Source organism: Klebsiella sp. HMSC16C06 (assembly GCF_001808325.1).
GTDB classification, from domain to species: Bacteria; Pseudomonadota; Gammaproteobacteria; order Enterobacterales; family Enterobacteriaceae; genus Klebsiella; species Klebsiella variicola.
Genome location: NZ_KV793024.1, coordinates 58,457 through 83,626 on the forward strand (window position 1 = coordinate 58,457; position 25,170 = coordinate 83,626).

The window sequence follows — 25,170 nt, forward strand, 5'->3', positions numbered from 1 at the left end:
GCAGGGAGCGCACAGAGGGCGGCCAGTCGCCGCCGCCCTCTGTACTCCCGGGCTCTGGCCGCCAAAATCGCCACTTCGTGGTTCCTTCGACTTATCCCTGCAGGCTTCGGGTCGGGCCGAGGCAGCGTCCGTGCAAAACACGGCCCTCAGCCCGCATTCATGCGGGCTCCCCCTGCCTTCCGGGAACGTCTCAGCGATTTTGAGGCCGCAACACCGGCAGTTTCAGCCAGACCGTAGGCCGGGTAAGGCGTAGCCGCCACCCGGCTTTTTAGCGTTTAGCGTTCAGGAACTGCACCGCTTTATCCGGGAAATCGGTAAACAAGCCGTCGACGCCCGCCTGGTGATACAGCAGGTCATAGAGCTGATTAACGTTAGTGGCGTACTCCGGCAACTGATCCGCGCGCACGGTGTACGGATGCACCTGCAGATGGCTGGCATGCGCCTCTTTCACCATCGCCGTCAGCTTCACCGCGCCCGGCTTCGAGCCTTCCGCTACCAGCATATGGTAATCCGGGCCGATACCGTCGGCGTACTGCGCGATCTGCGCCATCGCTCCCGGCTTAAACATCCAGTCATAGCTGTAGTTCACCCATTTACCGTCCGCCTGTTTCTGCTGAGTTTCATTCCAGTCGGTGTAGGCGATGAGCTGCACCAGATTGAGATCCATGCCCATCTCCGGTTCCAGCTCATTTTTGATACGTTTGAGCTCGTTGGCGTCAAAGCACTGCAGATAAACCTTATCCTGCTTGCTGGTATAGCCATACTCCTTCAGCACTTTCAGGGTACTGGCAGCAATATCTTTCCCTTCCTGATGGTGGAACCACGGCGCTTTGATTTCCGGGTAGATACCGATATTTTTACCCGTCGAATGGTTCAGCCCCTGGACAAACTCAATCTCCTCTTCAAAGGTATGAATACGAAAATCGGATTTGCCCATCGGGAAACGCCCGGGATAGGTTTGCACGTTCTTACCATTTTTCGGCTCAAAACCTTCGGTAAACTTCAACGACTTAATCTCGGCCAGGGTAAAGTCGATGGCGTAGAAACGGCCATCTTGACGCGCCCGCTGCGGGAAACGCTGCGCAACGTCAGTCACCCGATCGAGATAATGGTCGTGTAACACCACCAGCCGGTCGTCTTTGGTCATCACCAGATCTTGCTCAAGGTAATCCGCCCCCTGAGCGTAAGCCATCGCTTTCGCCGGCAGGGTATGTTCCGGCAGATACCCGCTGGCGCCGCGGTGGGCGATGACCATTTTCTCCGCTGCGACAGCGCTGAAGCACAGTGCCGAACTGGCCAAAATCATGCCGCTCATTAGCGCGGTGAGTTTCATGTTCATCGTCGCTCCTTAGGCTTGTTTCAGTTGTTGATGATGACGACGCTCGCCAAGCATCACGATAACCAGCAGGATAACCGCCAGCACGCTGCCGCCGATCATCACCATGAAGCCGCCGTCCCAGCCGAAGAAATCGACGGTGTAGCCGACGATGGCGCTCGCCGCCACGGAACCGCCAAGATAGCCAAACAGGCCGGTGAAGCCCGCGGCGGTACCGGCGGCTTTTTTCGGCGCCAGCTCGAGGGCATGCAGACCGATCAGCATCACCGGGCCGTAGATCAGGAAGCCGATAATAATCATACAGGCCATATCGACGCCCGGATTGCCCGGCGGATTGAGCCAGTAAACGACAGTGGCGATGGTCACCAGGGTCATAAAGAACACGCCGGTCGCGCCGCGGTTGCCTTTAAACACTTTGTCCGACATCCAGCCGCACAGCAGCGTGCCCGGGATCCCCGCGTACTCATAGAGGAAGTAGGCCCAGGAGGATTTATCCAGCGCGAAGTGTTTGACCTCTTTCAGGTAGGTCGGCGACCAGTCGAGAATGCCGTAGCGCAGCAGATAAACGAAGACGTTAGCGATAGCGATGTACCACAGCAGCTTGTTCGGCAGAATGTAATGCATAAAGATCTGCTTCGCCGTCAGCTCTTCTTCGTGCTTTTCACTATAGTCATCCGGATAGTCGTTTTTATACTCTTCGATCGGCGGCAGACCGCAGGACTGCGGGGTATCGCGCATCATCGCGAAGGCAAAAATCGCCAGCAGGATCGCGCCGAAAGCCGGCATATACAGCGCCGCGTGCCAGTCGTTAAACCACGCCATCCCCAGCAGGAACAGCAGCGGCGGAATACCGCCGCCGACGTTATGCGCGCAGTTCCACACCGAGACAATCCCACCGCGCTCTTTCTGCGACCACCAGTGCACCATGGTCCGGCCGCACGGCGGCCAGCCCATCCCCTGGAACCATCCGCAAAGAAACAGCAATACGAACATGATCATGATGCTGGAAGTCGCCCACGGTACAAAGCCCATCACCAGCATCACCAGCGCGGCGAGGATCAAGCCGGCCGGCAGGAAAATGCGCGGATTCGAGCGGTCAGAGACCGAGCCCATGATGAATTTCGAAAATCCGTAGGCGATGGAGATGCCGGAAAGGGCGAAACCGAGGTCGCCACGGGAGAAGCCCTGCTCAATCAGATAAGGCATCGCCAGGGCAAAGTTCTTACGAACCAGATAGTAAGCGGCATAACCAAAAAAGATGCCAATGAAAATCTGCCAGCGTAATCGACGATACAGCGGGTCGATCTCCGCTGCTGGCAAACGCGCTTTATGCGCGGCGGGTTTAAAAATACTTAACATATCAGCCTCCGTGGCCCTTGCTGTTTTCTACTGACGTCACGACAAAATCCCAGATTAATCACCAACTTCAAATATGGTCGCGATGGTAGGCAATACGTAGAGTTGATACTGTGAAACATCGCACAATTTGTTACAGAAATATGACAAAACGTTCTAATGTGAGCACGAAATCACATAACACGCTCAAATAACGCGCGAATATGCTCGAAATCAAACAATAACCTTATGAATTGTGGCTAAATGGCGTTAAACGAAAGCAGAGGAGCTGAAGATGACGGGACGTCTTGATAGCGAGGTCATTATCATCGGCGGCGGAGCAACCGGCGCCGGTATCGCCCGCGACTGCGCCCGGCGCGGATTACGAACGCTGCTCATTGAGCGCCATGATATCGCCACCGGGGCCACCGGCCGTAATCATGGACTGCTGCACAGCGGCGCCCGCTATGCGGTGACCGACAACGAATCCGCCCGCGAATGCATCAGTGAGAACCGCATCCTGCGCCGCATCGCCCGCCACTGCATTGAACCGACCAATGGGCTGTTTATCACCCTGCCTGAAGATGACATGGCCTGGCAGCAAACCTTTATCGACGCCTGTCAGCAGGCTGGCATAGAGGCCACGCCGCTCTCGCCGCAGGACGCGCTGCGCCAGGAGCCCGCCGTCAACCCGACGCTACTGGGCGCAGTGCAGGTCCCGGACGGCACCATCGACCCGTTTCGCCTCACCGCAGCCAATATGCTCGACGCCCGCGAACACGGCACGCAGATCCTTACCGGCTGCGAAGTGACAGGCCTGCTACGCCAGAGCGATCGCGTCTGCGGCGTTCAGGTATACGACCGCCAACTTCACCAGGCCCGCACGCTGTACGCCGGGGTGGTGGTTAACGCCGCCGGGATCTGGGGGCAGCGCATTGCGGAATATGCCGACCTGCGCATCACCATGTTCCCGGCGAAGGGATCGCTGTTGATCCTTGACCACCGGATTAACAACCTGGTGATCAACCGCTGCCGTAAGCCGGCCGACGCCGATATTCTGGTGCCCGGGGATACCATCTCGCTGATCGGCACCACCTCAATGCATATTCCTTATGACGACATTGACGACAACCGGGTAACGACGGCGGAAGTCGATACCCTGCTGCGCGAAGGCGAAAAGCTGGCGCCGATCATGGGCCGCACCCGGATCCTCCGAGCCTACTCCGGCGTCCGCCCGCTGGTGGCCAGCGATAACGATCCCAGCGGGCGCAGCGTCAGCCGCGGCATCGTCCTGCTCGACCATGCCCAGCGTGACGGTATGGAAGGCTTCATTACTATCACCGGCGGCAAGCTGATGACCTATCGCCTGATGGCCGAGTGGGCCACCGACGCCGTCTGTCGTAAGCTGGGAAACACCACCCCCTGTAGCACGGCCGAGACCCCGCTGCCCGGTTCACAGGAGCCAACGGAAAGTACCCTGCAAAAAATTATCTCCCTCCCCACCCCGCTGCGCGGCTCGGCCGTCTACCGTCACGGCGATCGCACTCCTGCCTGGCTTGGCGACAGCCGCCAGCACCGTAGCCTGGTCTGCGAATGCGAAGCCGTTACCGCTGGCGAAGTGAAATACGCGGTGGAAAATCTGGCGGTCAACACCCTCCTCGACCTGCGCCGCCGCACCCGGATTGGCATGGGCACCTGCCAGGGAGAACTCTGCGCCTGCCGCGCTGCCGGACTGTTGCAGCGCTTTAACGTCACCACCCCCGCGCAGTCGTTGACCCAGCTCTCGGCGTTTCTCAATGAACGCTGGAAGGGCGTTCAGCCCATCGCCTGGGGCGATGCACTGCGCGAAAGCGAATTTACCCGCTGGGTCTACCTCGGCCTGTGCGGACTGCCACAGGAGCACCAGGATGAAGTTTGATTGCGCAATTGTCGGCGGCGGGCTCGCCGGCCTGTTGTGCGGGCTGGCGCTGAATCAGTACGGCCTGCGCAGCGTCATTATCAGCCGCGGGCAGAGCGCGCTGCATTTTTCCTCCGCGTCGTTAGACCTGCTCTCGGCGCTGCCCAACGGCGATAACGTTACTGACGTCGCACAAGGTCTGCAGCAACTCGCTGAACAGCTTCCTGAACACCCTTATTCCCGGCTCGGCGCCGGGGCGGTACTCGAATACGCGACACAGACCGAAGCCCTGCTGGCCGCCTGCGGCGCGAACATGCAAGGCGAAGCGCGCCAACCTCATCTGCGGGTGACGCCGCTGGGGACGTTGCGACCGGCGTGGCTGTCGCCGGAAGAGGTTCCGCTGGCACCCTTCGCGCAGCAACACGTATGCCTGGTAGGGATTAGCGGTTTTGCTGATTTTCAGCCACATCTCGCCGCCGCCGCGCTCGGTCAACACGGAGTTACCGCCGCGGCGGTGGAAATCGAGTTACCGGTGCTGGATGTGCTGCGTGACAACCCCACCGAGTTTCGCGCCGCTAACATCGCCCGCGTGCTGGATGATGAGAATCTATGGCCGGCCCTGCATGCAGCGCTGCTGCCGCTGGCGCAGCAGCATGACCTGCTGATCATGCCCGCCTGTTTTGGCCTCGCCGACGATCGCCTGTACCGCTGGCTGCAGACGCGTCTGCCCTGCCCGCTGCGTTTGCTGCCGACGCTGCCGCCTTCGGTGCCGGGGATGCGCCTGCATAGCCAGCTTCAGCGTCAGTTCATTCGCGAGGGCGGCACCTGGCTTGCTGGCGATGAAGTGGTGAAAATCAGCCATCGACAGGGCGCCGTCGAGGCCGTCTGGACGCGAAATCACGGCGATGTCGCGCTGCGTCCGCGTTTCACCGTGCTGGCCAGCGGCAGCTTTTTCAGCAACGGTCTTGTCGCCACTCGCGATAGCGTGCGCGAGCCGATCCTCGGCCTCGACCTGCAGCAGACCCTGCCACGGGAAAGCTGGTACCAGCGCGATTTCTTCGTCTCACAACCGTGGCAGCGCTTCGGCGTGAAAACCGATGCCCTGCTGCGCCCCGTGCTGGGCGGGCAGCCGTTCCATAATCTGTTCGCCATTGGCTCATTGATCGGCGGGTTCGATGCCATTCAGCTCGGCTGTGGCGGCGGCGTCTGCGCCGTCACCGCGCTGCACGCCGCCAGACAGATCCACGCCCTTGCCGGAGACCGGCCATGAACGATACCCGTTTTGAAAGCTGCATTAAGTGCACGGTCTGTACCACCACCTGCCCGGTAAGTCGGGTCAATCCACGCTATCCCGGCCCGAAACAGGCGGGGCCGGACGGCGAACGTCTGCGTCTGAAGGATGGCGCGCTGTACGACGAGGCGCTGAAGTACTGCATTAACTGCAAGCGCTGCGAGGTTGCCTGCCCGTCGGATGTGAAAATTGGCGATATCATTCAGCGCGCCCGGGCACAGTACGGCCAGCAAAAGCCGACCCTGCGCGACGCCATCCTCAGCCATACCGACCTGATGGGCACCCTTTCCACTCCCTTTGCCCCCCTGGTCAACGCCACGACCGGTTTAAAACCGGTGCGCCGCCTGCTCGACGCGGCGCTTAAAATCGACCACCGGCGCACACTACCGAAATATGGCTTCGGCACCTTCCGCCGCGCTTACCGCCAGCTCGCGGCCAGACAGGCGCAGTACCCTGAGCAGGTGGTCTTCTTTCATGGCTGCTACGTCAACTATAACCATCCGCAGCTGGGTAAGGATCTGATCCGCGTCGTCAACGCGCTGGGTACCGGCGTGCAGTTGTTATCGAAGGAAAAATGCTGCGGCGTGCCGCTGATCGCCAACGGCTTTTTCGACAAGGCGCGTAAACAGGCGCAGAGTAACGTCGCTGCGATGCGGGAAAACACGCTGCCGATCATTGCCACCTCCTCGACCTGCACCTTTACGCTACGTGATGAATACCCTCATCTCCTCGATGTCGACAACAGCGATCTTCGCGATCGGGTCGAGCTGGCCACCCGCTGGATCTGGAAACAGCTGGATGCCGGCAAGACGCTACCGCTGCGCCGGCTGCCGCTGAAGGTGGTCTATCACACCCCGTGTCATATGGAAAAGATGGGCTGGTCGCTGTATACCCTCGAGCTGCTGCGGCTGATCCCCGGCCTGCAGCTGGAGGTGCTGGATTCACAGTGCTGCGGCATCGCGGGCACCTACGGGTTTAAAACTGAGAATTATGCGGTATCCCAGGCTATCGGCGCCCCGCTGTTCCGCCAGATTGAGGAGAGCGGCGCCGACATCGTCGTGACCGACTGCGAGACCTGCAAGTGGCAGATTGAGATGTCCACCCGCAAACGCTGCGAGCATCCGCTGACGGTACTGGCGCAAGCGCTCGCCTGAGCCCAGCGCCAGCCTCCGCCATCAATAGTTAATAGCTCGCTTTCTCCTGCGGCTGGGCGCAGGTGGGTTTGAACATCGCCAGCCGGCGGTCCAGCGCCTGGGTATACAGCATGGTGTCCACCCCGACGGCGACGAAGTTGGCCCCCCAGGCAAGACATTTTTCTGCCATCGCCGGGTCGACCGCCAGAAATCCGGCCGCTTTCCCCGCCGCGCGAATGCGCCGGATGCTCTGCTCGATCACCCGCTGCACGTCAGGATGGCCGGCATCGTCCGGGTGACCCAGTGAGGCGGAAAGATCCGCCGGACCGATAAACACCCCGTCAATGCCGTCCACCTCAAGAATCGCGTCCAGATTCTCCAGCGCGGTTCGGCTCTCGACCTGTATCAGCAGACAGAGTTCGTCATTCGCCTCCGCCATATAATTCTCTATCCTTCCCCAGCGCGCCGCTCTCGCCACGCCAGCGCCAACACCGCGGCTACCGATGGGCGGATAACGGGTCGCTGAGACCACCTCCCGCGCCTGCTCGGCGGTATCGACCATCGGCACCAGCAACGTTCTGGCGCCAATATCCAGCACCTGTTTTATCAGGCTGCGGTTGCCCTCGACCGGACGAATGACCGTCTGGCTGGCGTAGGGGGCAATCGCCTGAAGCTGATGATAAAGGTCCTGAATGGTGTTCGGCGCATGCTCGCCGTCGATCAGCAGCCAGTCGTATCCCGAGGTCGCGGCGATCTCGGCCATGTAGGAGGAGGTGGAGCTCAGCCACAGGCCGATTTGCGTCTCACCGCGTAATAATCCCCGTTTGAAGGGGTTAGATAACAGTGCGTTCATAGCGATTCCTTTATTCAATGCTGTACGCTGCCGCGCTGGGGTACCGCGCGGGTAAGGCTCAATGAAAAGATAATGACCACCCCGACAATGGCGACGCCGGCCAGGGTTAACAGTCCGGCGGCGCTGCTGGCGAACAAAGTTTCGGCCTGCACGCGCACGATCGGCGCCAGAAAGCCGCCGATGGCGCCAAACAGGTTAACAAAGCCAATCCCGGCGGCCAGGGCCGTGCCGGACAGCAGCTGCGTCGGCATCGTCCAGAAGACCGGCTGCACGGCAATCACCCCAACCGCCGCCACGCACAGCGCGATGATAGCCAGCACCGGCGCCACCAGTCCGGACACCGCAATCCCGACCGCCGCCGCCAGCAGTGTCAGGGCGGCAATATTGCGCCGCTCGCCGGTGCGATCGGAGTAGCGAGGGATAAGCCAGGTGCCAAACAGCGCTGCCACCCACGGGATAGCCGTCACCACCGAGGCAACGAAGCCAACTTTGGTGCCCAGCAGCGCAGCAACCTGGGTGGGCAGGAAGAAAATCAGACCATAGACCGCCACCTGAATGGTCAGATAAATCAGCGCCAGCTGCCAGACCCGCCCGTTACGCAGCGCATCGGACAGGCGCGAGGCAATCTTTTTCTCCTCCTCGCGCGCCAGCTCGCCGATCAGCGCCTGTTTCTCCTCTATGCTCAGGAAGCGGGCATGCTGCGGCGAATCGTCCAGCCAGAAGAAGGTGAACGCTCCCGCGGCGACGGCGAGCAGGCCTTCAATGACAAACATCCAGAACCAGCCGGGATGGCCCATAAACCCATGCATCTCCAGCAGCGCACCGGATAAAGGCGATCCCAGCGTCAGGGCCAGCGGCGCCCCCATATAAAACAGCCCCATAATGCTGGCGCGGTTTTGCTGAGGAAACCACTGTGAAGTGAGGTAGATCATTCCGGGAAAGAATCCCGCCTCCGCCGCGCCCAGCAGGGTACGTACCAGCAGGAATTTCGCTTCCGTATCCGCCCACGCCATCGCCGCCGACAGCACGCCCCACAGCAGCGTGGTGCAGCCGATCCATTTTCTGGCGCCAAATTTGCGCATCAGCAGATTGGCCGGCACCCCGAGGAAGGCATAGACCACAAAGAAGATACCGGCCCCCAGCGCGTAGGCCTCATTGCTGAGCCCGGTATCCAGCTGGTAGGTCTCTTTGGCGAAACCGATATTCGAACGGTCAAGAAACGCCAGCACGTACAGCGCCAGCATAAAGGGGATTAAGCGGGCGCGGTTTTTCTTCACCACGCTCTCCAGCAGAGTGTTGCTCATCATAATATCCTCAGGCGCGGGCCGCCGGGCGGCCCGATGCAATCAGTGTTGATAAGGACGCTTCAGGTTGCAGTCGCGATTGAGCTCGACGCCAAAACCGGGTTTATCCAGGACCGATTTATGAATGCGCCCTCTCTCCGGCACCGGCTCGCCGAGCAGGATCGGGTCGAACTGTGGACGCAGCGTGGCGCAGTCCGGGCTGGTCATCAGAAACTCGCTGAACGGCGTGTTGGTGAAGGTGATCACCGCATGATGGGAGTAAACCGACGAGCCGTGAGGCACCACCAGCTGCCCGCGCGCTTTGGCGATGGCCGCGATCTCCACCAGGGTGGTTAAGCCGCCGCACCAGCCGACGTCGGGCTGCATAATATCGATGCCGGTTTCCGACAGGGTGCGGAAGGACTGCAGTGTGCCGTGGTGCTCGCCGCTGGTCACCATCATCCCGGCCGGCGCCTGGCGCTTCAGCTCGCGATAGCCTTCATACTGCTGCGGCGGCAGGCACTCTTCGATCCACTTGAGGTTATAAGGGGCGCAGGAATGGGCAAGTTTGGTGGCATAGTTAACGTCCTGGCTCATCCAACAGTCCAGCATTAACCAGAAATCCGGGCCGCACTTTTCACGCATATCCGCCACCATGGCGACGTCTTTGCGGATCCCGGCGTCGCCATCGTGCGGCCCCCAGTGGGTGGGCATTTTGCCGCCGATAAAGCCCATCTCCTGCGCCAGGTCCGGACGCGCGCCGGTGGCATAGAACTGGATTTCGTCGCGCACCGCCCCGCCCAACAGTTTGTAGACCGGCAGGCCAACCACTTTCCCGAACAGATCCCACAGCGCCAGGTCGACACAGGAGAGGGTATTCATTACCAGGCCGCCGGATCCCGCGTAGTAAAGGGTGGCGTTAAGCATCTGGTCATGGATCAGTTTGATATCGCTGACGCATTTGCCTTCGATAAAGCGGTTGAGATGTTTTTCCACGATAAAGCAGCCCATCTCCCCGGCCGTCGACACCGCAAAGCCGGTCTGTCCGTTGTCGGCTTCCACTTCCACAATCAGCGTCCCCAGCACGTTGATGCCAAACGACTGCCGGGACTGCTCATACTCTTTATATTTGCTCATCGGGGTGGCGATATGATCGTCAATCCAGTGGTTAGCCCCCTGGTCGTGGTAATCGCCGCCGCCGGCGCCCTGCTCTGCCGTGGCGCCGCCGATGAACCAGGCGCGGACGTGTTTAATTTTCGGTAGGGTCATGATGTTCTCCTTATGATCAGGCGAGTTGTTCGAAGGGGCTTTTCCACCCCAGCAGACGGGAAATATCTTTCGCGCAGGCAATCGCCTTACCGGCCAGATAATCGCGATTGTCTTCATTGATTTGCAGACGGGTGCCCACCACCGAGATGGCGGCGGTCAGGTCGTTATTGGCGTTAAATACCGGGGCGGCCACGCAGCGCACATCCGGATAGTCCTCGCCATTATCAAAGCTCCAGCCCCGAGCGCGAATGCGCCCCAGCTCCTCCCGCAGCTGTTGAGCATCGATGATGGTCGTTGGCGTGGCCCGCTCCCACTGCAGGTCGTCGATAATCGACGCCTGAACGCTGGCGGGCTGCCAGGCCAGCAAACATTTGCCGATCCCGGAGCGATAAAGCGACAGGCTCTTGCCTTCGGCGAACGCACGCTAATGGTGGCGGGAGACTCAATTTTAAGAATGTAGTAGGCGTTACCCTGATCGATGATGCCCAGATGGCAAAGCAGGCCGCACTCGTCCATCAGCCGGGTGAGGCGCGGACGCGCCAGCTCGCGCAGATCCATTTTGCTCAGCGCCTGCCCGGCCAGCTCCACCAGCTTGGTCCACAGGCAGTAGTTATCCTGATTATCCATACTGATGAAGCGCTGCTTTTTTAGCTCGCCCAGCAGCAGATAAACCGTGCTTTTCGGGATCCCCAGTTCGGCAATGATGGTGGCTGCGCTGCAGGGGCCAATCCGGCTGATTAAATTGAGGATCTCAATCGCGCGGGTCAGCGCCGGGACTTTTGTTGATTCCAACATACTGGACTCCAATCCTGAATACTGGAATCAGTGTTGCGATTGTGCGGGCGGTAAAGTGTGAGCGATATCGCGGGGCAATCGTTTTCCCGTATGCTGGACCATCCGCTGCAGATTATTGCGACTTAACGCACAGAATTTTTTCAGGAGAGTACAACAGGCTGGACAACCGGCGCCCGGGAGAAGCCCGCGCGCCGGGGGAAACGACTTACAGCGAGAGGGAATCCACCACGTTAATCCAGCCATGTTCGCTGGCCAGCGGTTGACCATTCAGCCAGCGACGCAGCATGTTTAATGCCATCATGGCGCAGACTTCCTGGCGTACCGCCAGGCTGTGGCGGGTGACGCTGAACTTCACCCGCAGCGCGAAGGGGCCGTCCGGGGTGGCCAGGGCCACATTGAGATGATTGTTCTCCTGGCCGCTCACCGCCAGGGCCAGACCGGCAAAATGGTTTATGCGCCGCTCGGCCGCCCAGCGAGCCGCCTGCGCCAGCGTCTCCTCCTGCGCCGGGACCACTTCGCTGGCCAGCAGCGGCGCGCCGGCGCGGGACAGCTGGAGCGCCAGCAGGCCGCCGGTAAACTGCTCGCTGAGCGTCAGGCTCAGCTGCCGCTCCTGCAGGCAGCGCGCAATCTGCGCCGGTAACCCTTCCGTGCCTTCGAAAATCAGACTGTCGCCAGCCACCTTGCGGACTTCCGGCCACAGGGCCAGCATGGCGTCACGCTGGTCAGCCGGTCCGGTTAGCTTGAGTTCGATAATCGGCATCGACGAACGGTAACCCATCACCACGCCAGGCGGTAACGTCAGCGGATTGAGGCTTTGCGCCAGCTCGCTCTCCGAGCGGCCAAAGGTGGTCAAACGCAGGCATACCGGCGGCTCCGGCAGCGTAAAGCGCTGACGCAGACGCGGTAAAATCTCCTGCTCGACCATCACCTTAAATTCAGAAGGTACACCGGGGGTGAAAAACATCAGGCAGCGGTTGAGCTGAACGGCAAAGCCACAGGCCGTGCCGACCGGGTTATTGATCATTTCGGCGCTGGCGGGGATTTCCGCCTGCTTGCGGTTACTTTCCGCCATCGGCCGGCCGCGCTCGGCAAAGAAACGGGTCATGGTTTCCAGCCACTCCGGATGCAAAATAAGCCCTTCGCCTTTCGCGGTGGCGGCGGCCAGCGCGCTCAGATCGTCGCTGGTCGGCCCTAGGCCGCCGTTAACGATCAGCACATCCGCCTGTTCGCTGCGTTCGCGCAGAATCGCCACCAGCGCATCAAGATCGTCGCCAACGGTATGGCGGCGCGTTAACGGTAACCCCTGATTAAAAAAGAAATCCGCCAGCCATGCCGCATTGGTATCAACGATTTGACCATGCAACACTTCATCGCCAGTGGACAGCATTTCCACATTCAACATTGCTCACTCCTTGCCTGCCAGGTGGCAAATACTATAACGCAAAGCGGGATGCTGACGAGGAGGAAAATCTGGCGCGGCAAGAAGATACCGCGCCGGAGGAGATTAGAAGCTGGCGCTGGCGCCGATGTACGGGCCGTCGGCGATGGTGTTATCGCGGTTGCCATCTTTGCCCGCCAGGTTCAGATAGCGATAGCCTGCCTGGATGCTGAGCGGACGCATGATGGTCCAGCTGGCGCCGACATTAGCTTCCTGATAGCTGTCAATGCCGCTGGAGAGGGAATCCGGCGAGTAGTAGTAGTCGCCGTACAGGCGGAAGCTGTCGCCGATTTTCCACTGCAGGCCGCCGCCGACCGCTGCCGCATAACCTTCATCGCCCTGTTTCGGGTTGGTGTATACGCCTTTACCGCCCACGGTCGCGAGGAACGGCCCCAGCGGAATATTGAGCCCCAGGCCTAAACCCGCGGCGTCGCCGTCGTTATCGCTGTGCAACCAGTTACCGGAAACGGCCAGGCCGGTAGACTCCGTGCCAAACCCGACGCCAAGATTGGTGTAATGCTCGCCTGCTTCACCGGTAACGCTGATCGCATGGGCCGCGGAAGAAACCAGCATGACGCCAGCCAGCGCCATAAAAATGCTTTTTTTCATTATTTACTCTATCCAGAAAATTAAAATCAAAGAAGTCCCGAAAAAACCTGAAAATTCTACTGCGCACCCGTCAGGAATCAATGACCTGGCGAAATGAATTTTCACAAGAGTGTAACCAGTTGCGTTTTTTTATGGCATCGGGCGTTGTCGGAATAACGAACCGCCCGTTCAGCGCCATGAATATTCATGTTTATTATGATTAACGCTGACACATTGACGAAAACAGAGAACTGACGCCGCACGATCGGCGCGGCGCGGGTGGATAAGGGAATAATTAATGCTGCAGCCGGGCCAGACATTCCGGGGCGAGGCCGGTCAGTTTCGCCACCAGCGACAGGTCAAGCCCGTTAGCGAGCATCGCCCGGGCAATACGCTCCGCGGTCTGCTGCTCACCTTGCTCCAGACCTTGTTGCAGACCTTGTTGCAGACCTTGCTTTAACCCTTGCTGATGGCCGCGTTGTTCCAGAAACTGGGCAATATTCATGAGCGTCTCCTTGTGCGACCGCCGGGGAACGCTTTGCGCAAGATGGCGCAAAAAAGCGACCGGATCGGCGGCGTTTCCTGCCTGTAACAGATAATGCAGCAGCGTCTTTAGCTGCCTGCGGCTAGTGTATCCCAGAGCTAACAGGCTGACCAGCTGCTCGTGCAGGTCCATCATGTCGCGCTGGCGGATATGCTTCTGCAGCAGCTCCAGCATCGCCACACGCCGGTGGCGCATGATTTCATCATCCGGGGTGGTGGTGATATCGATTAAGGGAAAATCATCACCATAGATCCGCCGCGCAACGTCCGGATCGGCAAAGCCTGCCAGCCAGCACATCGGGTACGGCCAGGGCGAAACGCGGCCATGATAAAACAGCAGGGGGATAACCAGCGGCAGCTGCGTATGCCCCTTATCCAGATGACGTTGCATCGCGGCGATGGCATAGCGCATCAGGCGAAAGGCCATATGGCGGTCCGCCGAGCTTTGGTGCTCAATCAACAGATAGATATAGCCCTCCCCCGCCTGCGTTTGCAGCGAGTAAAGGATATCGGAATGACTCGCTCGTAGCTCATCGTCAATAAAGCTCCCGGATTCCAGTTGCAGCGTATTCAGGTTGCATAACGCGCGCAGCGGTCCGGGGAGATGAATGTCAAGGAAGTCCTTTGCCGTCGCCCGGTGCGACAACAGGTGTTTAAATACGGCGTCATGCGGGGAATGGGGCGCCCTGTCCATGGCGAAACTCCATGCGATTATTTTCACCTAACTTAACACCCAACAGGACCAGGGCCGCATTTCGCTTGCGGTTTACCGAGGCGGCTCGCAAACTGTTTCATCGGCATACCGCCCCATCCCTCTGAAGGAGAAAAACCGTGCGTCAAAGGACGATTGTTTGCCCGCTTATCCAGAATGAAGGCCATTATCTGCTCTGCAAAATGGCCGCCGACCGCGGGGTTTTCCCCGGGCAATGGGCCTTATCCGGCGGCGGCGTGGAGCCAGGGGAGCGTATTGAAGAGGCGCTGCGGCGGGAGATACGCGAAGAGCTTGGCGAAAAACTCATTCTTACCCATATCGCGCCGTGGAGCTTTCGCGATGATACCCGCGTCAAAACTTACCCGGATGGTCGGCAGGAAACGATCTATATGATCTACCTGATCTTCGACTGCGTCAGCGCCAATCGCTACGTGACGATCAACGAGGAGTTTGACGATTACGCCTGGGTCAAAGCAGAAGATCTCAAAAACTACGATCTCAATGCCGCCACCCGCGTTACGCTCAGCCAGAAAGGGGTACTTTAGTCCAGCATACCACGTTCAACCCACCCGGCGTTATGCCGCGGGATATGGCGGGTGGCTACGATACGGTCGCATACGTCTGCTGTCTGGCCCATTCGCGCAGCGCCTGACGGGAAATCTTAATCCCACCGTTCTTTAACGTGTCCGGCAGCCGTAGCCAACGCACTGGCTGCTGGAAGCGCGCTAACCGCTCAGCGCTCCATGTCGCCAGCGCGCTCAACTCGCAGCCGTCATCGCATTCCACCACCGCGACCGGGCGTTGACCATATTCGACATCATCCAGCGGTACAATAAACACCTGTTGTACCGCTGGATATGCGAGTATCACGCGCTCGACCTCTTCCGGTTGAATACCTTCGCCGCCGCTAAAAAAAAGATTATCCAGTCGCCCAACAACCGTCAGCCGACCATTGTGTAATTCCCCGCGATCGCGTGTCGCAAACCAGCCTTCATCATTGGTTAATGGCAATAACTGACCGTCGCGCCAGTAACCCGCCGCCATACTCGACGCCCGCAGCCAGATCTCGCCGGCGACAATTTTCACCTCCCGCCCCGGCAGCGGTTCGCCCACATCCGCCGCGCCGTCGGCCGCTTTGGCACAGACCGTGGAAGCGAACTCGGTGAGGCCGTAGCCGCAGAAACTGCGTATTCCCTGCGCGAGTGCACGCTCAGTCAATTCGACCGGGATCGCTGCGCCGCCGAGCAGCACCGCCTTGAGGGAAAGCGCAGCATTATCATTCAGCAGGCGCCACAGCTGAGTCGGCACCAGCGAAGCATGGGTACAGCCCTGCAGCATCTGCGCCAGCGGTTGCTTGTCGCGCACCGTCATTCGCGCGCCGGCCAGCAGCCAGCGCCAGACGATCCCCTGCCCGGAGACATGAAACAACGGCAGCGACAGCAGCCAGTCGTCTTCTGCGGCAAACGGCATCAGCGCCAGCACGCCAGCGGCGCTGGCCAGATGGGCGCTGGCTCTATGTACCGCCGCTTTCGGCAGGCCGGTTGAGCCGGAGGTTAACGTCATCGACACCAGCCGTTCGCCATGCCAGCAAACGGCATGGACGCCTTCGGCCGCCTGCAGAGTTAACGCCGGTAAATCCCCCGGCTGCGCAGCACCATTCAGCACCAGCTGATGCTGGACGGTTAACGCAGGCAGCAGTTCCTGCAGCAACACCGCCGGCAGTTGCGGATTCAGCGGCAGCACCCGCGCCCCGCACTGCAGCAATGCCAGCCAGGCGAGTAGCGTCTCCGGCTGGTTGTAGGCCCGGAGCGCCACGCCCTGACCTTCCATAACGCCCTGCGCGGCAAAGCCGGCCGCCAGCGCGTCAACCCGAGCGCATAGCTCACGCCAGGTCAGCAGCCGATCGTTCAGGCGTAACGCCTGCGCCTCACCGCGTAACTGGCGCCAGTGGCGCCAGGGCCAGTCGGAAAACATCACAGCAGCGGCTCCAGCGCATCAATGTTGATCATCGGCAGCGTACTTTCCGGCCACGGCCGTACCAGTTGGGCGCTCATCAGCGCCAGCGTATCGAGTCCGGGGATGGTCTGCGGCGTCAGCCAGGCGGCAACCCGCGCCAGCTGGGTTAACCCGAGGCTGGACTCGATTGACGAGCTAATCACCGCGCTAAGCCCCAGGGCGTGTGCCGCGGCGACCTGTTGCTGAACCTTTTGCACACTGCCGGTCAGCGTCGGTTTGATCACCACCGCGCGCACGCCGGGCTCCGCGACAAAGCGGAAATCCGCCTCGCGCAGGCTTTCATCCCAGGCGATAGCGATCCCCGTCTCGCGGCTAAAGGCCCGCGAATCCTCCCGCGTTTTGCAGGGTTCCTCAAGAAACGCAATGCGCTGGCGATATGCGGGATTGACATATTTGGCGAACTGCTGCGCTTTAAGCGGCGTCCACGCCCGGTTGGCATCCAGCCGCAGCTGGAGATCGGGGATGGCTTCCAGTAGCAGATTAACCACCATGCCGTCGCGTACCGCCTCCCACAGCCCCACTTTCACCTTAGCGACTTTCTCGCCGGGCATCGCCGCCAGTTTGGCGAACAGCTCATCCGGATCGCCGGAACAGAGCGGCGCCGCGCGATAATCCGCGGCCTGCGGTAGTTCGCCGTAAAGCTCCGCCTGCGCGCAGCTAATACCAAAAGCGACAGAAGGCAGTGTGGGAAGCGGCGGTTCCGCGCCGTCGCGCCAGGCCTGCGCCCACGCCAGCAGCGCTGTTTGCGCCTCTTCCAGCGTCTCGTTACTGAATCCCGGCAGGGGAGAAATTTCCCCCCAGCCTTCGCGTTCATCCTCCTGCAGGCGGATGAACAGCCCGTCGCGGGTTTTTAACCGCCGTTCGCGCAGAACCACGCCCGCGTCCATCGGGATCTGCCAGCGGTAAACCTGCGTAACGCGCATTATGGATTCCGTTTAAATTTGCTGAAGTCCGGCTGACGTTTCTGGTTGAAGGCGTTGCGGCCTTCCTGCCCTTCTTCCGTCATGTAGAACAGCATGGTGGCGTTACCCGCCAGCTCCTGCAGCCCGGCCTGACCATCGCAGTCGGCGTTCAACGCCGCTTTCAGGCAGCGCAACGCCATCGGGCTGTTTTGCAGCATTTCACGGCACCAGCGCACGGTCTCTTTTTCCAGATCAGCCAGCGGGACTACAGTGTTCACCAGCCCCATGTCCAGCGCCTGCTGGGCGTCATACTGACGGCACAGGAACCAGATTTCGCGCGCTTTTTTCTGCCCGACGATACGCGCCATATAGGAGGCGCCCCAGCCGCCATCAAAGGAGCCGACTTTAGGCCCGGTCTGGCCAAAGATGGCATTGTCCGCCGCGATGGTCAGATCGCACATCATATGCAGCACGTGGCCGCCGCCGATAGAGTAGCCGGCCACCATCGCCACCACCGGTTTCGGGCAGGTGCGGATCTGGCGCTGGAAGTCGAGCACGTTAAGGTGGTGAACGCCGGAGTCGTCCTGATAGCCGCCGTAGTCGCCGCGAACTTTCTGGTCGCCGCCGGCGCAGAAGGCTTTCTCACCTTCACCGGTCAGGACAATCACCCCGATATTGTCGTCATAGCGGGCATCCGCCAGCGCCTGAATCATCTCTTTGACGGTCAGCGGGCGGAAGGCGTTGCGTACCTGTGGGCGGTTGATAGTGATTTTGGCAATGCCGTCGGCCGATTTGTGATAGCGAATATCGGTATAGCCTTCGGAACAATCGTGCCATTCCACAGGGGCATAGAGCATTGCTTCATCAAGAGAGATCATAGAATGTCCTTCAGTTAACTTGCCAGAATCTGCGCCAGACAAGCAATCACCGCCGCGGGGTTGTCCCGGTGCGCGTTGTGTCCGGCATGGTGAATGATATGGGTATCGGCAGCGAGCGCTTGCGCGATGGCGCGAAACTTCGCGTCGCGTTCGCCACACAGGTAGTGAAAAGGAAAATCGCGCGCCTGCAGAGACGCGCGCAGATCGGCCTGCCCGGCAAGGGAGGTTGCCTGCAGCATCGCCGCCAGCGTGGCGCCGTTATTGCGGCTACGTAAGGCAACCAATGACGCGCGCTGCACCGCATCCAGTGAGGCAAAAACCGGTTGCTGATACCAGTCGGCGAAGACCTGCGCTAACGGTTCGCGGCGAAAACGTTCTGCCCAGGCGCGGTCATTGCTGCGCCGCGCCTGCCGCGCTTCTGCATCCTGCAGGCCCGGATGGCCGCCTTCAACGATCAGGCCGCGCAGGCCCGCGCGCGGCTGGCAGGCGAAATTCATCGCCACCCGGCCGCCCAGGGAGTAGCCAACCAGCCAGTAGTTAAGGATGTTGTAACTATTAAGCGTAGCCAGCAGCAGAGTATTGACCCCGGCAAAGTCCTGCACCGCGATATCCGCGGAGCCGCCGTGGCCCGGCAGATCGAGATACAGCCGCGGCCACGCGGGAAAGGCATCGCCCACCCCCCGCCACTCGTCGCGGTCGCCGGAAAACCCGTGCAGAAACACCAGCCAGGGATAACCTGACTGACCGTTGTCGACCGCCGCGCTGAGTATCACAGGCGGCTTACCTGCGCCAGCAGCTGCTGGAGAGTCTGCGTGCCGTCAGTCTCGTTGACCGCCAGCTCAATCACCGTCGCCCCCGCCCTGCGCCAGGCGCCCGCCAGCGCCTCATCCAGCGACTGCCAGTCATCAGGACGATGATAGGCCAGGCCGAACATCGCCGCCGCGTGGCTGAAATCCACGTCCTGCGGCATTAAATAGAACTGGCGGCGCTCGTCCTGCGGCGTCGGCAGCATAGAGAAAATCTGTCCGCCGTTGTTATTCACCACGATCAGCACCAGCGGCGCCGACGCCTGGCGCAGCAGGGCCAGCGAGTTGAGATCGTATAAGGCCGACAGATCGCCGACGATCGCCAGCGTCGGCCGCGCACTGGCGCGCTGCACGCCGGCGGCGGTGGCGATTAAACCATCAATCCCGCTGGCGCCGCGGTTGCTGTAAACCGGATACCCGGCCGGTAGCTGCGCCAGGGCGTCGATCAGGCGCACCACCAGACTGTTACCGACAAACAGTTGCCCCTGCTCCGGCAGATAGCGCCGAATACGCTGCGCCAGCTGCGCTTCGCCAAAAGGCTCATTGCTGGCAACCGCCGCCTGCCACGCCTGCCCGGCAAGCTGTGGGATCACCGTCGCCCACGGCTGACGTTTTTCCGCCGGATGCAGCTCAAGCCAGCGCTCAACGCTGGCGAGCAGACGGCGGCCGCGGTGCTGCGCCGGGTCGAGGCGGCCTGGCAGATTATCCACCAGCCAGTATTCATCCGGCTCGCAGGTCGCCTGCCACTGGAGGACGCGTTTACCGGTCAGGCTGCTGCCGAGCTGCACCACGATCTGCGCCTGCGCCAGTTCGCTGACCGCTTTACCGTTGCCCAGCCACAGGTCGGCGCACGGCAACGGCTGCCCGGTCTGCGACAGGACATCGCCGATCAGCGGCCAGCCGAGAGTTTGCGCCCACTCAGCCACTTTTTTCCCTTCCGCGGCGCTCATTCTCCCCGCCACGACGACGCCGCGTTTTTGCCGCCAGAAGAACCAGTCGCGCTGCTTCTCGCTCTCTAACTGCAGCGCCTGACGCAGCCAGGGTTTATCGCTCTGCCACCAGTTGCCGAGCTGCTGCTGCCACTCCACGCCGGTCTCATCCATATCGCCATACAGCGGTTCGGCGAACGGACAGTTGATATGCACCCCGCCGGCGTGCAGCGCCCCCAGCGCCTGGTCGATGGTTGAGACCAGCCAGCGGGCAGGAATATCCTGCGAGGGACGCGGCAGAGAAATCGTCTGCGACGGATGGGAGGCAAACATTCCGGGCTGGCGGATCGCCTGGTTCGCGCCGCAGTCGATCAGCTCCGGTGGACGGTCGGCGGTCAACAGGATCAGCTTTTCGCCGGTGAGGCCCGCCTCAATCAGCGCCGGATAGAGGTTTGCGGTGGCGGTCCCGGAGGTGACTATCACCGCCACCGGCTGCCGGCTGGCCTTCGCCAGGCCGAGCGCCAGGTGGCCGAGGCCGCGTTCGTCGAAATGGGTATGATGGATAAAGGCGCGGTTTTCCGCCGCCGCCAGGGTTAAGGGTGTCGAGCGCGAACCCGGCGCGATGCAGATATGCTGCACGCCATGGCGCGTTAAAGCTTCCAGGATCACCGCCGCCCAGCGTCGGTTAAATGCGCTTACTGACATGAAATTGTCCGGTATCAAATATTGATGCTAAGTATAGATAAGGCAAAGTGACGACGTTTTGATATGCATCGTCATTCCCGCCTTATGGACACAGCAGCGAGCGCAGCCCGGCCGCTTTGTTGTCAATCTCCTGCCACTCCTGCTGCGCATCGGAGCCGCTGACGATCCCCGCTCCGGCATACAACCGCAGGGTGTCGAGGTCCACTTTCGCCGAACGCAGCGCCACGCAAAACTCGCTTTGCGCCAGCGACAGATAGCCGGCGGACCCGGCATACCATTCGCGGGCAAAGGGTTCATGGCGCTGAATGAATGCCAGCGCCGCCCGACGCGGCAGGCCGGCCACTGCGGCGGTGGGCTGCAGCTGCAGCAGACAGCGGCTGTCGTCAGGCGCCGCCAGCTCGGTCCAGATGCAGCGCCTGAGATGCTGCACCTTACGCAGCCTCACCACCTGCGGCGGCAGGACGTCCAGCGCCGAGGCCTCACTCTGCAGACGCTGGCAAATATCTTCCACCACCAGCATATTTTCCCGCTGGTTTTTGTCGTCTTTCATCAACCAGTCGGCCAGTTGCTGCGCCTTCGCGTCTTCCTGATGGTTCGCGACGGTCCCCGCCAGCGCTTCGGTGCGCAGCAGCGCGCCGCGCCGGCGCCACAGCCGTTCCGGCGTGGAGCCGAAAAATGCCTGCCGGGCATTAAACGCCATCAGGAAATGAAAACAGTTAAGATTGCTGCGGCGGCTGGCCGCCATGATGCTCACGGCGTCCAGCGGCGCGGCAAACTGCAGGTCGGTTGCCCGCGCCAGTACCACTTTATCCATTTCACCGGCGCTAATCGCCTTAGTCGCCCGCGCAATCATTGCCTGCCATTGAGAATAGTCGGATGAGTGGCGCTCGCTCAGTAGCGGCGGGATAGCGCCAGGGGTCGCCTGAGTGGTGGTCAGACTGGCGAGAAACGCGCGGGCCGTCGCGGCATCCTCACGCAGGGAGATATCACTATGCAGCACCAGCCGCAGCACGGCCCTGCCGCCGCACCGGCGCCACTCCAGACGCGGCAGCACCAGGCTGCCCTGCTGCGGTTCAAACGCGTTCAGGCCGCAGATGCGCAGATTCTGCCGCCCGGTCTGGCGTAAAAAGCGGTTGGCCGCGTCGAGCGAGGGAAAGGTTTTTACCGCCCCCAGCGTCGCCAGTTCCTCATCGCCATTGCGCTGCTGCCAGTAAAACTGCGGCCATTGCGCCTGCTGGCCGCACCATAGTAGCGGATCGAAGGCATCATTCAGCGGAAAGGCAATATCGATAATTCGCGTGCCGGGCGAGTCTGGAAAAGACTCACCCAGGCCGTCTTGCAAACGGGCCAGCGCAGTGGAAACAGACAGCACGCAAACCTCCACGGTAGTAAAACCCCACATTATAAGGGGTTCGACGGCGGAATAGCAGTACCCATGACGAGGGAGCGGGTTTTATCTTACCCGCTCGCCGGGCCAAGGCAGCGTGTGGACGAGGGTGCAGAGGGGTCAGATAGCGCGCTTTTCTCGCGCCATGCCAATGTGGGGGATGCCATCCTCATCATAGACCTCGGTCACCGGCGTAAAACCGAAGTGGGCGTAAAAGGGTTGCAGGTGCGCCTGCGCCCCGAGGTAAATTGCCTTTTGCGGCCAGTGCTGCTGACAGCTGGCCAGCGCCTGCTCCATCAGCTGATAGCCAAGCCTCTCACCGCGGGCGGCCGGGCTGACGATGACCCGGCCAATCACCACCGGCGCAAACGCCTCTTCGCTTTTGAGGATCCGCGCGTAGGCCAGCAGTTCGCCATCGCGCCAGCCGAGCAGATGGCGATTTTCACCGACCAAATCATCGCCGTCGACATCCTGATAGGCGCACTGCTGCTCCACGACAAAAACTTCACTGCGCAATTTCAGCAGCGCATACAGCTGGGGAACGGTGAGTTCACTATGGTGGAGATCCTGCCAGGTCATCATCTGTAGCTCCTTATTGATATACTGATACTTTGCGACTCGCCCTGAGGACACTGGACGATGGAATTAACTTTTTTAGGAACATCCGCCGGGGTGCCGACCCGTACGCGTAATATGACGTCGATAATACTGAATTTGCAACAGCCGACCCGCGCCGAAATGTGGTTGTTTGACTGCGGTGAAGGGACCCAGCATCAGTTTCTTCGCACGCCCTATCACCCCGGCAAACTGAATAAAATTTTCATCACTCACCTGCACGGCGACCACCTGTTCGGCCTGCCCGGCCTGTTGTGCAGCCGCTCGATGCAGGGGAACTCTCTGCCCCTCACCCTCTACGGGCCAAAAGGGCTCAAAGAGTTTGTTGAGACCGCGCTGCGTCTGAGCGGTTCGTGGACCGACTATCCGCTCACCATCATCGAAGTCGGCCCTGGTCTGGTGTTCGACGAAGAGGGCTATCGGGTCACTGCGTACCCGCTCAGCCATCCGGTGGAGTGCTACGGGTATCGCATTGAGCAGCATGACAAGCCCGGCACCCTCGACGCCGCCCAACTGATTGCCGATGGCGTGCGTCCGGGGCCGCTGTTTCATCAACTCAAGCTCGGCCAGCGCGTTGAGCTGGAAGATGGCCGGGTCATCGACGGCAGCCGCTATCTGGGGCCAGCGACGCCGGGTAAAACGCTGGCCATCTTCGGCGATACCGCCCCCTGCCCGCAGGCGCTGGAGATGGCTCGCGGGGCGGATGTGATGGTCCACGAAACCACCCTTGAGCAGGCGATGGCGGAGAAAGCCAATAGCCGCGGCCACTCCTCGAGCCAGCAGACCGCGGCGCTTGCCAAAGAAGCGGGGGTCGGCACGCTAATCGCTACCCACTTTAGCTCGCGCTACGATGCCGAAGGCTGCCTGAAGATGCTGGCGGAATGCCGGGAGATTTTCGCCAATACGCTACTGGCGGAAGACTTTATGGTCTACAAGATGGCGTAAAATCCGGGCATAAAAAAACCGCCATCCCGGCGGTTTTTTATTGAGTCAATCAACTTACATCAGCGGCGTCGCCAGCTGCACGATGCTAATCAGCGGCTGCGGCCAGATACCGAGCACCAGCACCAGCAGGGCGGAGATCAGCACCACGATACCGCCGGCGCTGTACTGCCAGTTCGACGGCGCATCGCGGTTCAGTTGCTCCGGTGCGCTCAGGTACAGGCTCACTGCCACGCGCAGATAGTAGTAGAGACCAATCGCCGAACCGACAACCACTGCGGCAACCAGCCACCACAGGTGCGCATGCACACCGACGGCCAGCACGTAGAACTTACCGATAAAGCCGAGGGTCATCGGAATACCGGCCAGCGACAGCATCATCACCGTCATGACCGCTGACAGGATCGGACGGTGCCAGAACAGGCCGCGGTAGGAGAACAGCGAGTCCGCATCCGGACCGCGGTACGGGCTGGACATCAGGCTGACCACGCCGAACGCACCAAGGCTGCTGAACAGATAACCGGCCAGGTAGACGCCAACGGCTTCCATCGACATTTCGCCGCTCTGCAGGGCGATTAACGCCACCAGCAGATAGCCGAGGTGGGAGATGGAAGAGTAGCCGAGCAGACGCTTAATGTTGGTCTGGCTCAGCGCCATCAGGTTACCGAAGATGATAGAGGCGAAGGCGATCAGGCCCAGCACCACGCGTACCGCTTCGCTGTTGCCCACCGGCATGTACAGGAACAGACGCATCACCACACCGAAGATGGCGATCTTGCTGGCGGTCGCCAGGAAGGTGGAGACCGGCGCAGGCGCGCCCTGGTAAACGTCCGGCGTCCACAGATGGAACGGCACCAGCGACAGTTTAAAGCCAAGACCGACGATCATCAGACCGAGGCCCGCCAGCAGCAGCGGCTCGTGCAGCGTATTGTCCGCCAGGCTTTTACCCAGCGCGAGGAAGGACAGGTTGCCGGAGTTCGCATACACCAGCGCCATACCGAACAGCAGGAAAGACGAGGCTGCAGCGGAGAGGATAGTGTATTTGATGCTCGCTTCCAGCGAACGCTTCTGGCGGAAGGCGTAGCCGACCAGGCCGAACAGCGGTAGCGAAATCAGTTCGATACCGAGGAACAGCGCCGCCAGATGATTCGCACCGGCCAGCAGAATGCCGCCCAGCGCGGCGATCAGCACCAGCAGGTAGAACTCTTCTTTGTTGTCCTTGTAACCCTCAAGCCACGGGTAGGCGAAAGTACAGGTCGCGAGGCTCGCCAGCAACACCAGCCCGGTGTAGAGCATGGCGTAGCCGTCAACGCGGATCATCGGCGTGACGTCCATCGCCCCGTTCTGACCAACAAACCAGAGCGAGACCAGCGCAGCATTAAGCCCGAGAACCGACAGCGTGGCATTGAGAAAATGATTGCGTCGCCACGCAATGGAGAGCATCACAACCACCACCGTCAAGCCGACGATCAGCAGCGGTAGCAGTGCGATCAGTTGTTGTGGAGTTATTGTCATGG

Annotated in this window: 21 protein-coding genes and 1 pseudogene; 5 read left to right on the forward strand and 17 right to left on the reverse strand. The window is 60.7% G+C overall.

The features are described from left to right. Positions 1 to 268: 268 nt before the first annotated feature. Entirely contained in the window at positions 269 to 1,339 is a 1,071-nt protein-coding gene (gene glpQ, locus HMPREF3142_RS24590) for a glycerophosphodiester phosphodiesterase (RefSeq protein ID WP_023323046.1), read from the reverse strand. 9 nt (positions 1,340 to 1,348) lie between these two features. Beyond that, positions 1,349 to 2,695, reverse strand: a complete 1,347-nt coding sequence (glpT, locus tag HMPREF3142_RS24595) for a glycerol-3-phosphate transporter (RefSeq protein ID WP_070612818.1) — start codon at positions 2,693 to 2,695, stop codon at positions 1,349 to 1,351. A gap of 271 nt (positions 2,696 to 2,966) precedes the next feature. On the opposite strand from glpT, the gene glpA reads away from it, so the two are divergent. From glpA to glpC, 3 genes are read left to right on the forward strand one after another with little or no spacing between them, the layout of a single operon-like run. Continuing rightward, positions 2,967 to 4,589 carry an anaerobic glycerol-3-phosphate dehydrogenase subunit A gene (gene glpA, locus HMPREF3142_RS24600; protein WP_070612819.1) on the forward strand — a complete coding sequence of 541 codons (1,623 nt, stop codon included), beginning with the start codon at positions 2,967 to 2,969 and terminating at the stop codon, positions 4,587 to 4,589. Then, positions 4,579 to 5,838: a glycerol-3-phosphate dehydrogenase subunit GlpB gene (glpB, locus tag HMPREF3142_RS24605; RefSeq protein WP_060876315.1), complete on the forward strand. Its 1,260-nt coding sequence runs from the start codon at positions 4,579 to 4,581 to the stop codon at positions 5,836 to 5,838. Before glpA ends, glpB begins: the two co-directional genes overlap by 11 nt. Continuing rightward, positions 5,835 to 7,013, forward strand: coding sequence for an anaerobic glycerol-3-phosphate dehydrogenase subunit GlpC (gene glpC / locus HMPREF3142_RS24610; RefSeq protein WP_008803967.1), 1,179 nt, complete (start codon positions 5,835 to 5,837; stop codon positions 7,011 to 7,013). The genes glpB and glpC overlap by 4 nt, the downstream gene beginning before the upstream one ends. A gap of 28 nt (positions 7,014 to 7,041) precedes the next feature. Here the strand turns inward: glpC and yfaU are convergent, their stop codons facing one another. The 7 genes and pseudogenes from yfaU to HMPREF3142_RS24645 all read right to left on the reverse strand — a co-directional run bounded on the left by yfaU (position 7,042) and on the right by HMPREF3142_RS24645 (position 14,455). Then, a complete protein-coding gene (gene yfaU, locus HMPREF3142_RS24615) occupies positions 7,042 to 7,845 on the reverse strand; it encodes a 2-keto-3-deoxy-L-rhamnonate aldolase (protein ID WP_070612821.1) in 804 nt (267 codons plus the stop codon). A 14-nt stretch (positions 7,846 to 7,859) separates the two neighbouring features. Beyond that, positions 7,860 to 9,149: an MFS transporter gene (locus tag HMPREF3142_RS24620; RefSeq protein WP_038421555.1), complete on the reverse strand. Its 1,290-nt coding sequence runs from the start codon at positions 9,147 to 9,149 to the stop codon at positions 7,860 to 7,862. A gap of 42 nt (positions 9,150 to 9,191) precedes the next feature. Next, complete coding sequence (gene rhmD, locus HMPREF3142_RS24625) at positions 9,192 to 10,397, reverse strand: L-rhamnonate dehydratase (protein WP_070612823.1); 1,206 nt, start codon at positions 10,395 to 10,397, stop codon at positions 9,192 to 9,194. Between the two features lie 16 nt (positions 10,398 to 10,413). After that, positions 10,414 to 11,192, reverse strand: a pseudogene (locus tag HMPREF3142_RS24630) (IclR family transcriptional regulator). A gap of 205 nt (positions 11,193 to 11,397) precedes the next feature. Further along, entirely contained in the window at positions 11,398 to 12,594 is a 1,197-nt protein-coding gene (locus tag HMPREF3142_RS24635) for a nicotinamide mononucleotide deamidase-related protein YfaY (RefSeq protein WP_070612825.1), read from the reverse strand. A gap of 102 nt (positions 12,595 to 12,696) precedes the next feature. Next, a complete protein-coding gene (locus HMPREF3142_RS24640) occupies positions 12,697 to 13,239 on the reverse strand; it encodes a YfaZ family outer membrane protein (protein WP_004201712.1) in 543 nt (180 codons plus the stop codon). Positions 13,240 to 13,513: 274 nt separating this feature from the next. Beyond that, on the reverse strand, positions 13,514 to 14,455 hold the full coding sequence (locus tag HMPREF3142_RS24645) for an Rpn family recombination-promoting nuclease/putative transposase (RefSeq protein WP_049162621.1): 942 nt from the start codon (positions 14,453 to 14,455) through the stop codon (positions 13,514 to 13,516). Positions 14,456 to 14,592: 137 nt separating this feature from the next. Between HMPREF3142_RS24645 and nudI the strand changes: the two genes are divergently transcribed. Beyond that, positions 14,593 to 15,018, forward strand: coding sequence for a nucleoside triphosphatase NudI (gene nudI, locus HMPREF3142_RS24650; protein ID WP_060619758.1), 426 nt, complete (start codon positions 14,593 to 14,595; stop codon positions 15,016 to 15,018). A 55-nt stretch (positions 15,019 to 15,073) separates the two neighbouring features. On the opposite strand, the gene menE is transcribed toward nudI, so the two are convergent. From menE to HMPREF3142_RS24685, 7 genes are all read right to left on the reverse strand, one after another. Further along, a complete protein-coding gene (gene menE / locus HMPREF3142_RS24655; RefSeq protein ID WP_070612827.1) occupies positions 15,074 to 16,450 on the reverse strand; it encodes an o-succinylbenzoate--CoA ligase in 1,377 nt (458 codons plus the stop codon). Further along, on the reverse strand, positions 16,447 to 17,412 hold the full coding sequence (gene menC / locus HMPREF3142_RS24660) for an o-succinylbenzoate synthase (RefSeq protein ID WP_064171273.1): 966 nt from the start codon (positions 17,410 to 17,412) through the stop codon (positions 16,447 to 16,449). Before menC ends, menE begins: the two co-directional genes overlap by 4 nt. Further along, on the reverse strand, positions 17,412 to 18,269 hold the full coding sequence (menB, locus tag HMPREF3142_RS24665) for a 1,4-dihydroxy-2-naphthoyl-CoA synthase (protein WP_032736056.1): 858 nt from the start codon (positions 18,267 to 18,269) through the stop codon (positions 17,412 to 17,414). The genes menC and menB overlap by 1 nt, the downstream gene beginning before the upstream one ends. A 14-nt stretch (positions 18,270 to 18,283) precedes the next feature. Next, positions 18,284 to 19,042, reverse strand: coding sequence for a 2-succinyl-6-hydroxy-2,4-cyclohexadiene-1-carboxylate synthase (menH, locus tag HMPREF3142_RS24670; RefSeq protein WP_064171271.1), 759 nt, complete (start codon positions 19,040 to 19,042; stop codon positions 18,284 to 18,286). After that, entirely contained in the window at positions 19,039 to 20,709 is a 1,671-nt protein-coding gene (gene menD / locus HMPREF3142_RS24675; RefSeq protein ID WP_012967516.1) for a 2-succinyl-5-enolpyruvyl-6-hydroxy-3-cyclohexene-1-carboxylic-acid synthase, read from the reverse strand. Before menD ends, menH begins: the two co-directional genes overlap by 4 nt. Positions 20,710 to 20,791: 82 nt before the next feature. Next, entirely contained in the window at positions 20,792 to 22,081 is a 1,290-nt protein-coding gene (gene menF, locus HMPREF3142_RS24680) for an isochorismate synthase MenF (protein WP_070612829.1), read from the reverse strand. A gap of 135 nt (positions 22,082 to 22,216) precedes the next feature. Then, positions 22,217 to 22,678 carry a GNAT family N-acetyltransferase gene (locus HMPREF3142_RS24685; protein ID WP_070612831.1) on the reverse strand — a complete coding sequence of 154 codons (462 nt, stop codon included), beginning with the start codon at positions 22,676 to 22,678 and terminating at the stop codon, positions 22,217 to 22,219. 57 nt (positions 22,679 to 22,735) lie between these two features. Between HMPREF3142_RS24685 and rnz the strand changes: the two genes are divergently transcribed. Continuing rightward, the gene (gene rnz / locus HMPREF3142_RS24690; RefSeq protein WP_012967513.1) at positions 22,736 to 23,656 is read left to right on the forward strand and encodes a ribonuclease Z; all 921 of its coding nucleotides are present in this window, start codon (positions 22,736 to 22,738) and stop codon (positions 23,654 to 23,656) included. 54 nt (positions 23,657 to 23,710) lie between these two features. On the opposite strand, the gene nuoN is transcribed toward rnz, so the two are convergent. Next, positions 23,711 to 25,168, reverse strand: a complete 1,458-nt coding sequence (gene nuoN / locus HMPREF3142_RS24695; protein WP_008803951.1) for an NADH-quinone oxidoreductase subunit NuoN — start codon at positions 25,166 to 25,168, stop codon at positions 23,711 to 23,713. Positions 25,169 to 25,170 lie beyond the last annotated feature (2 nt).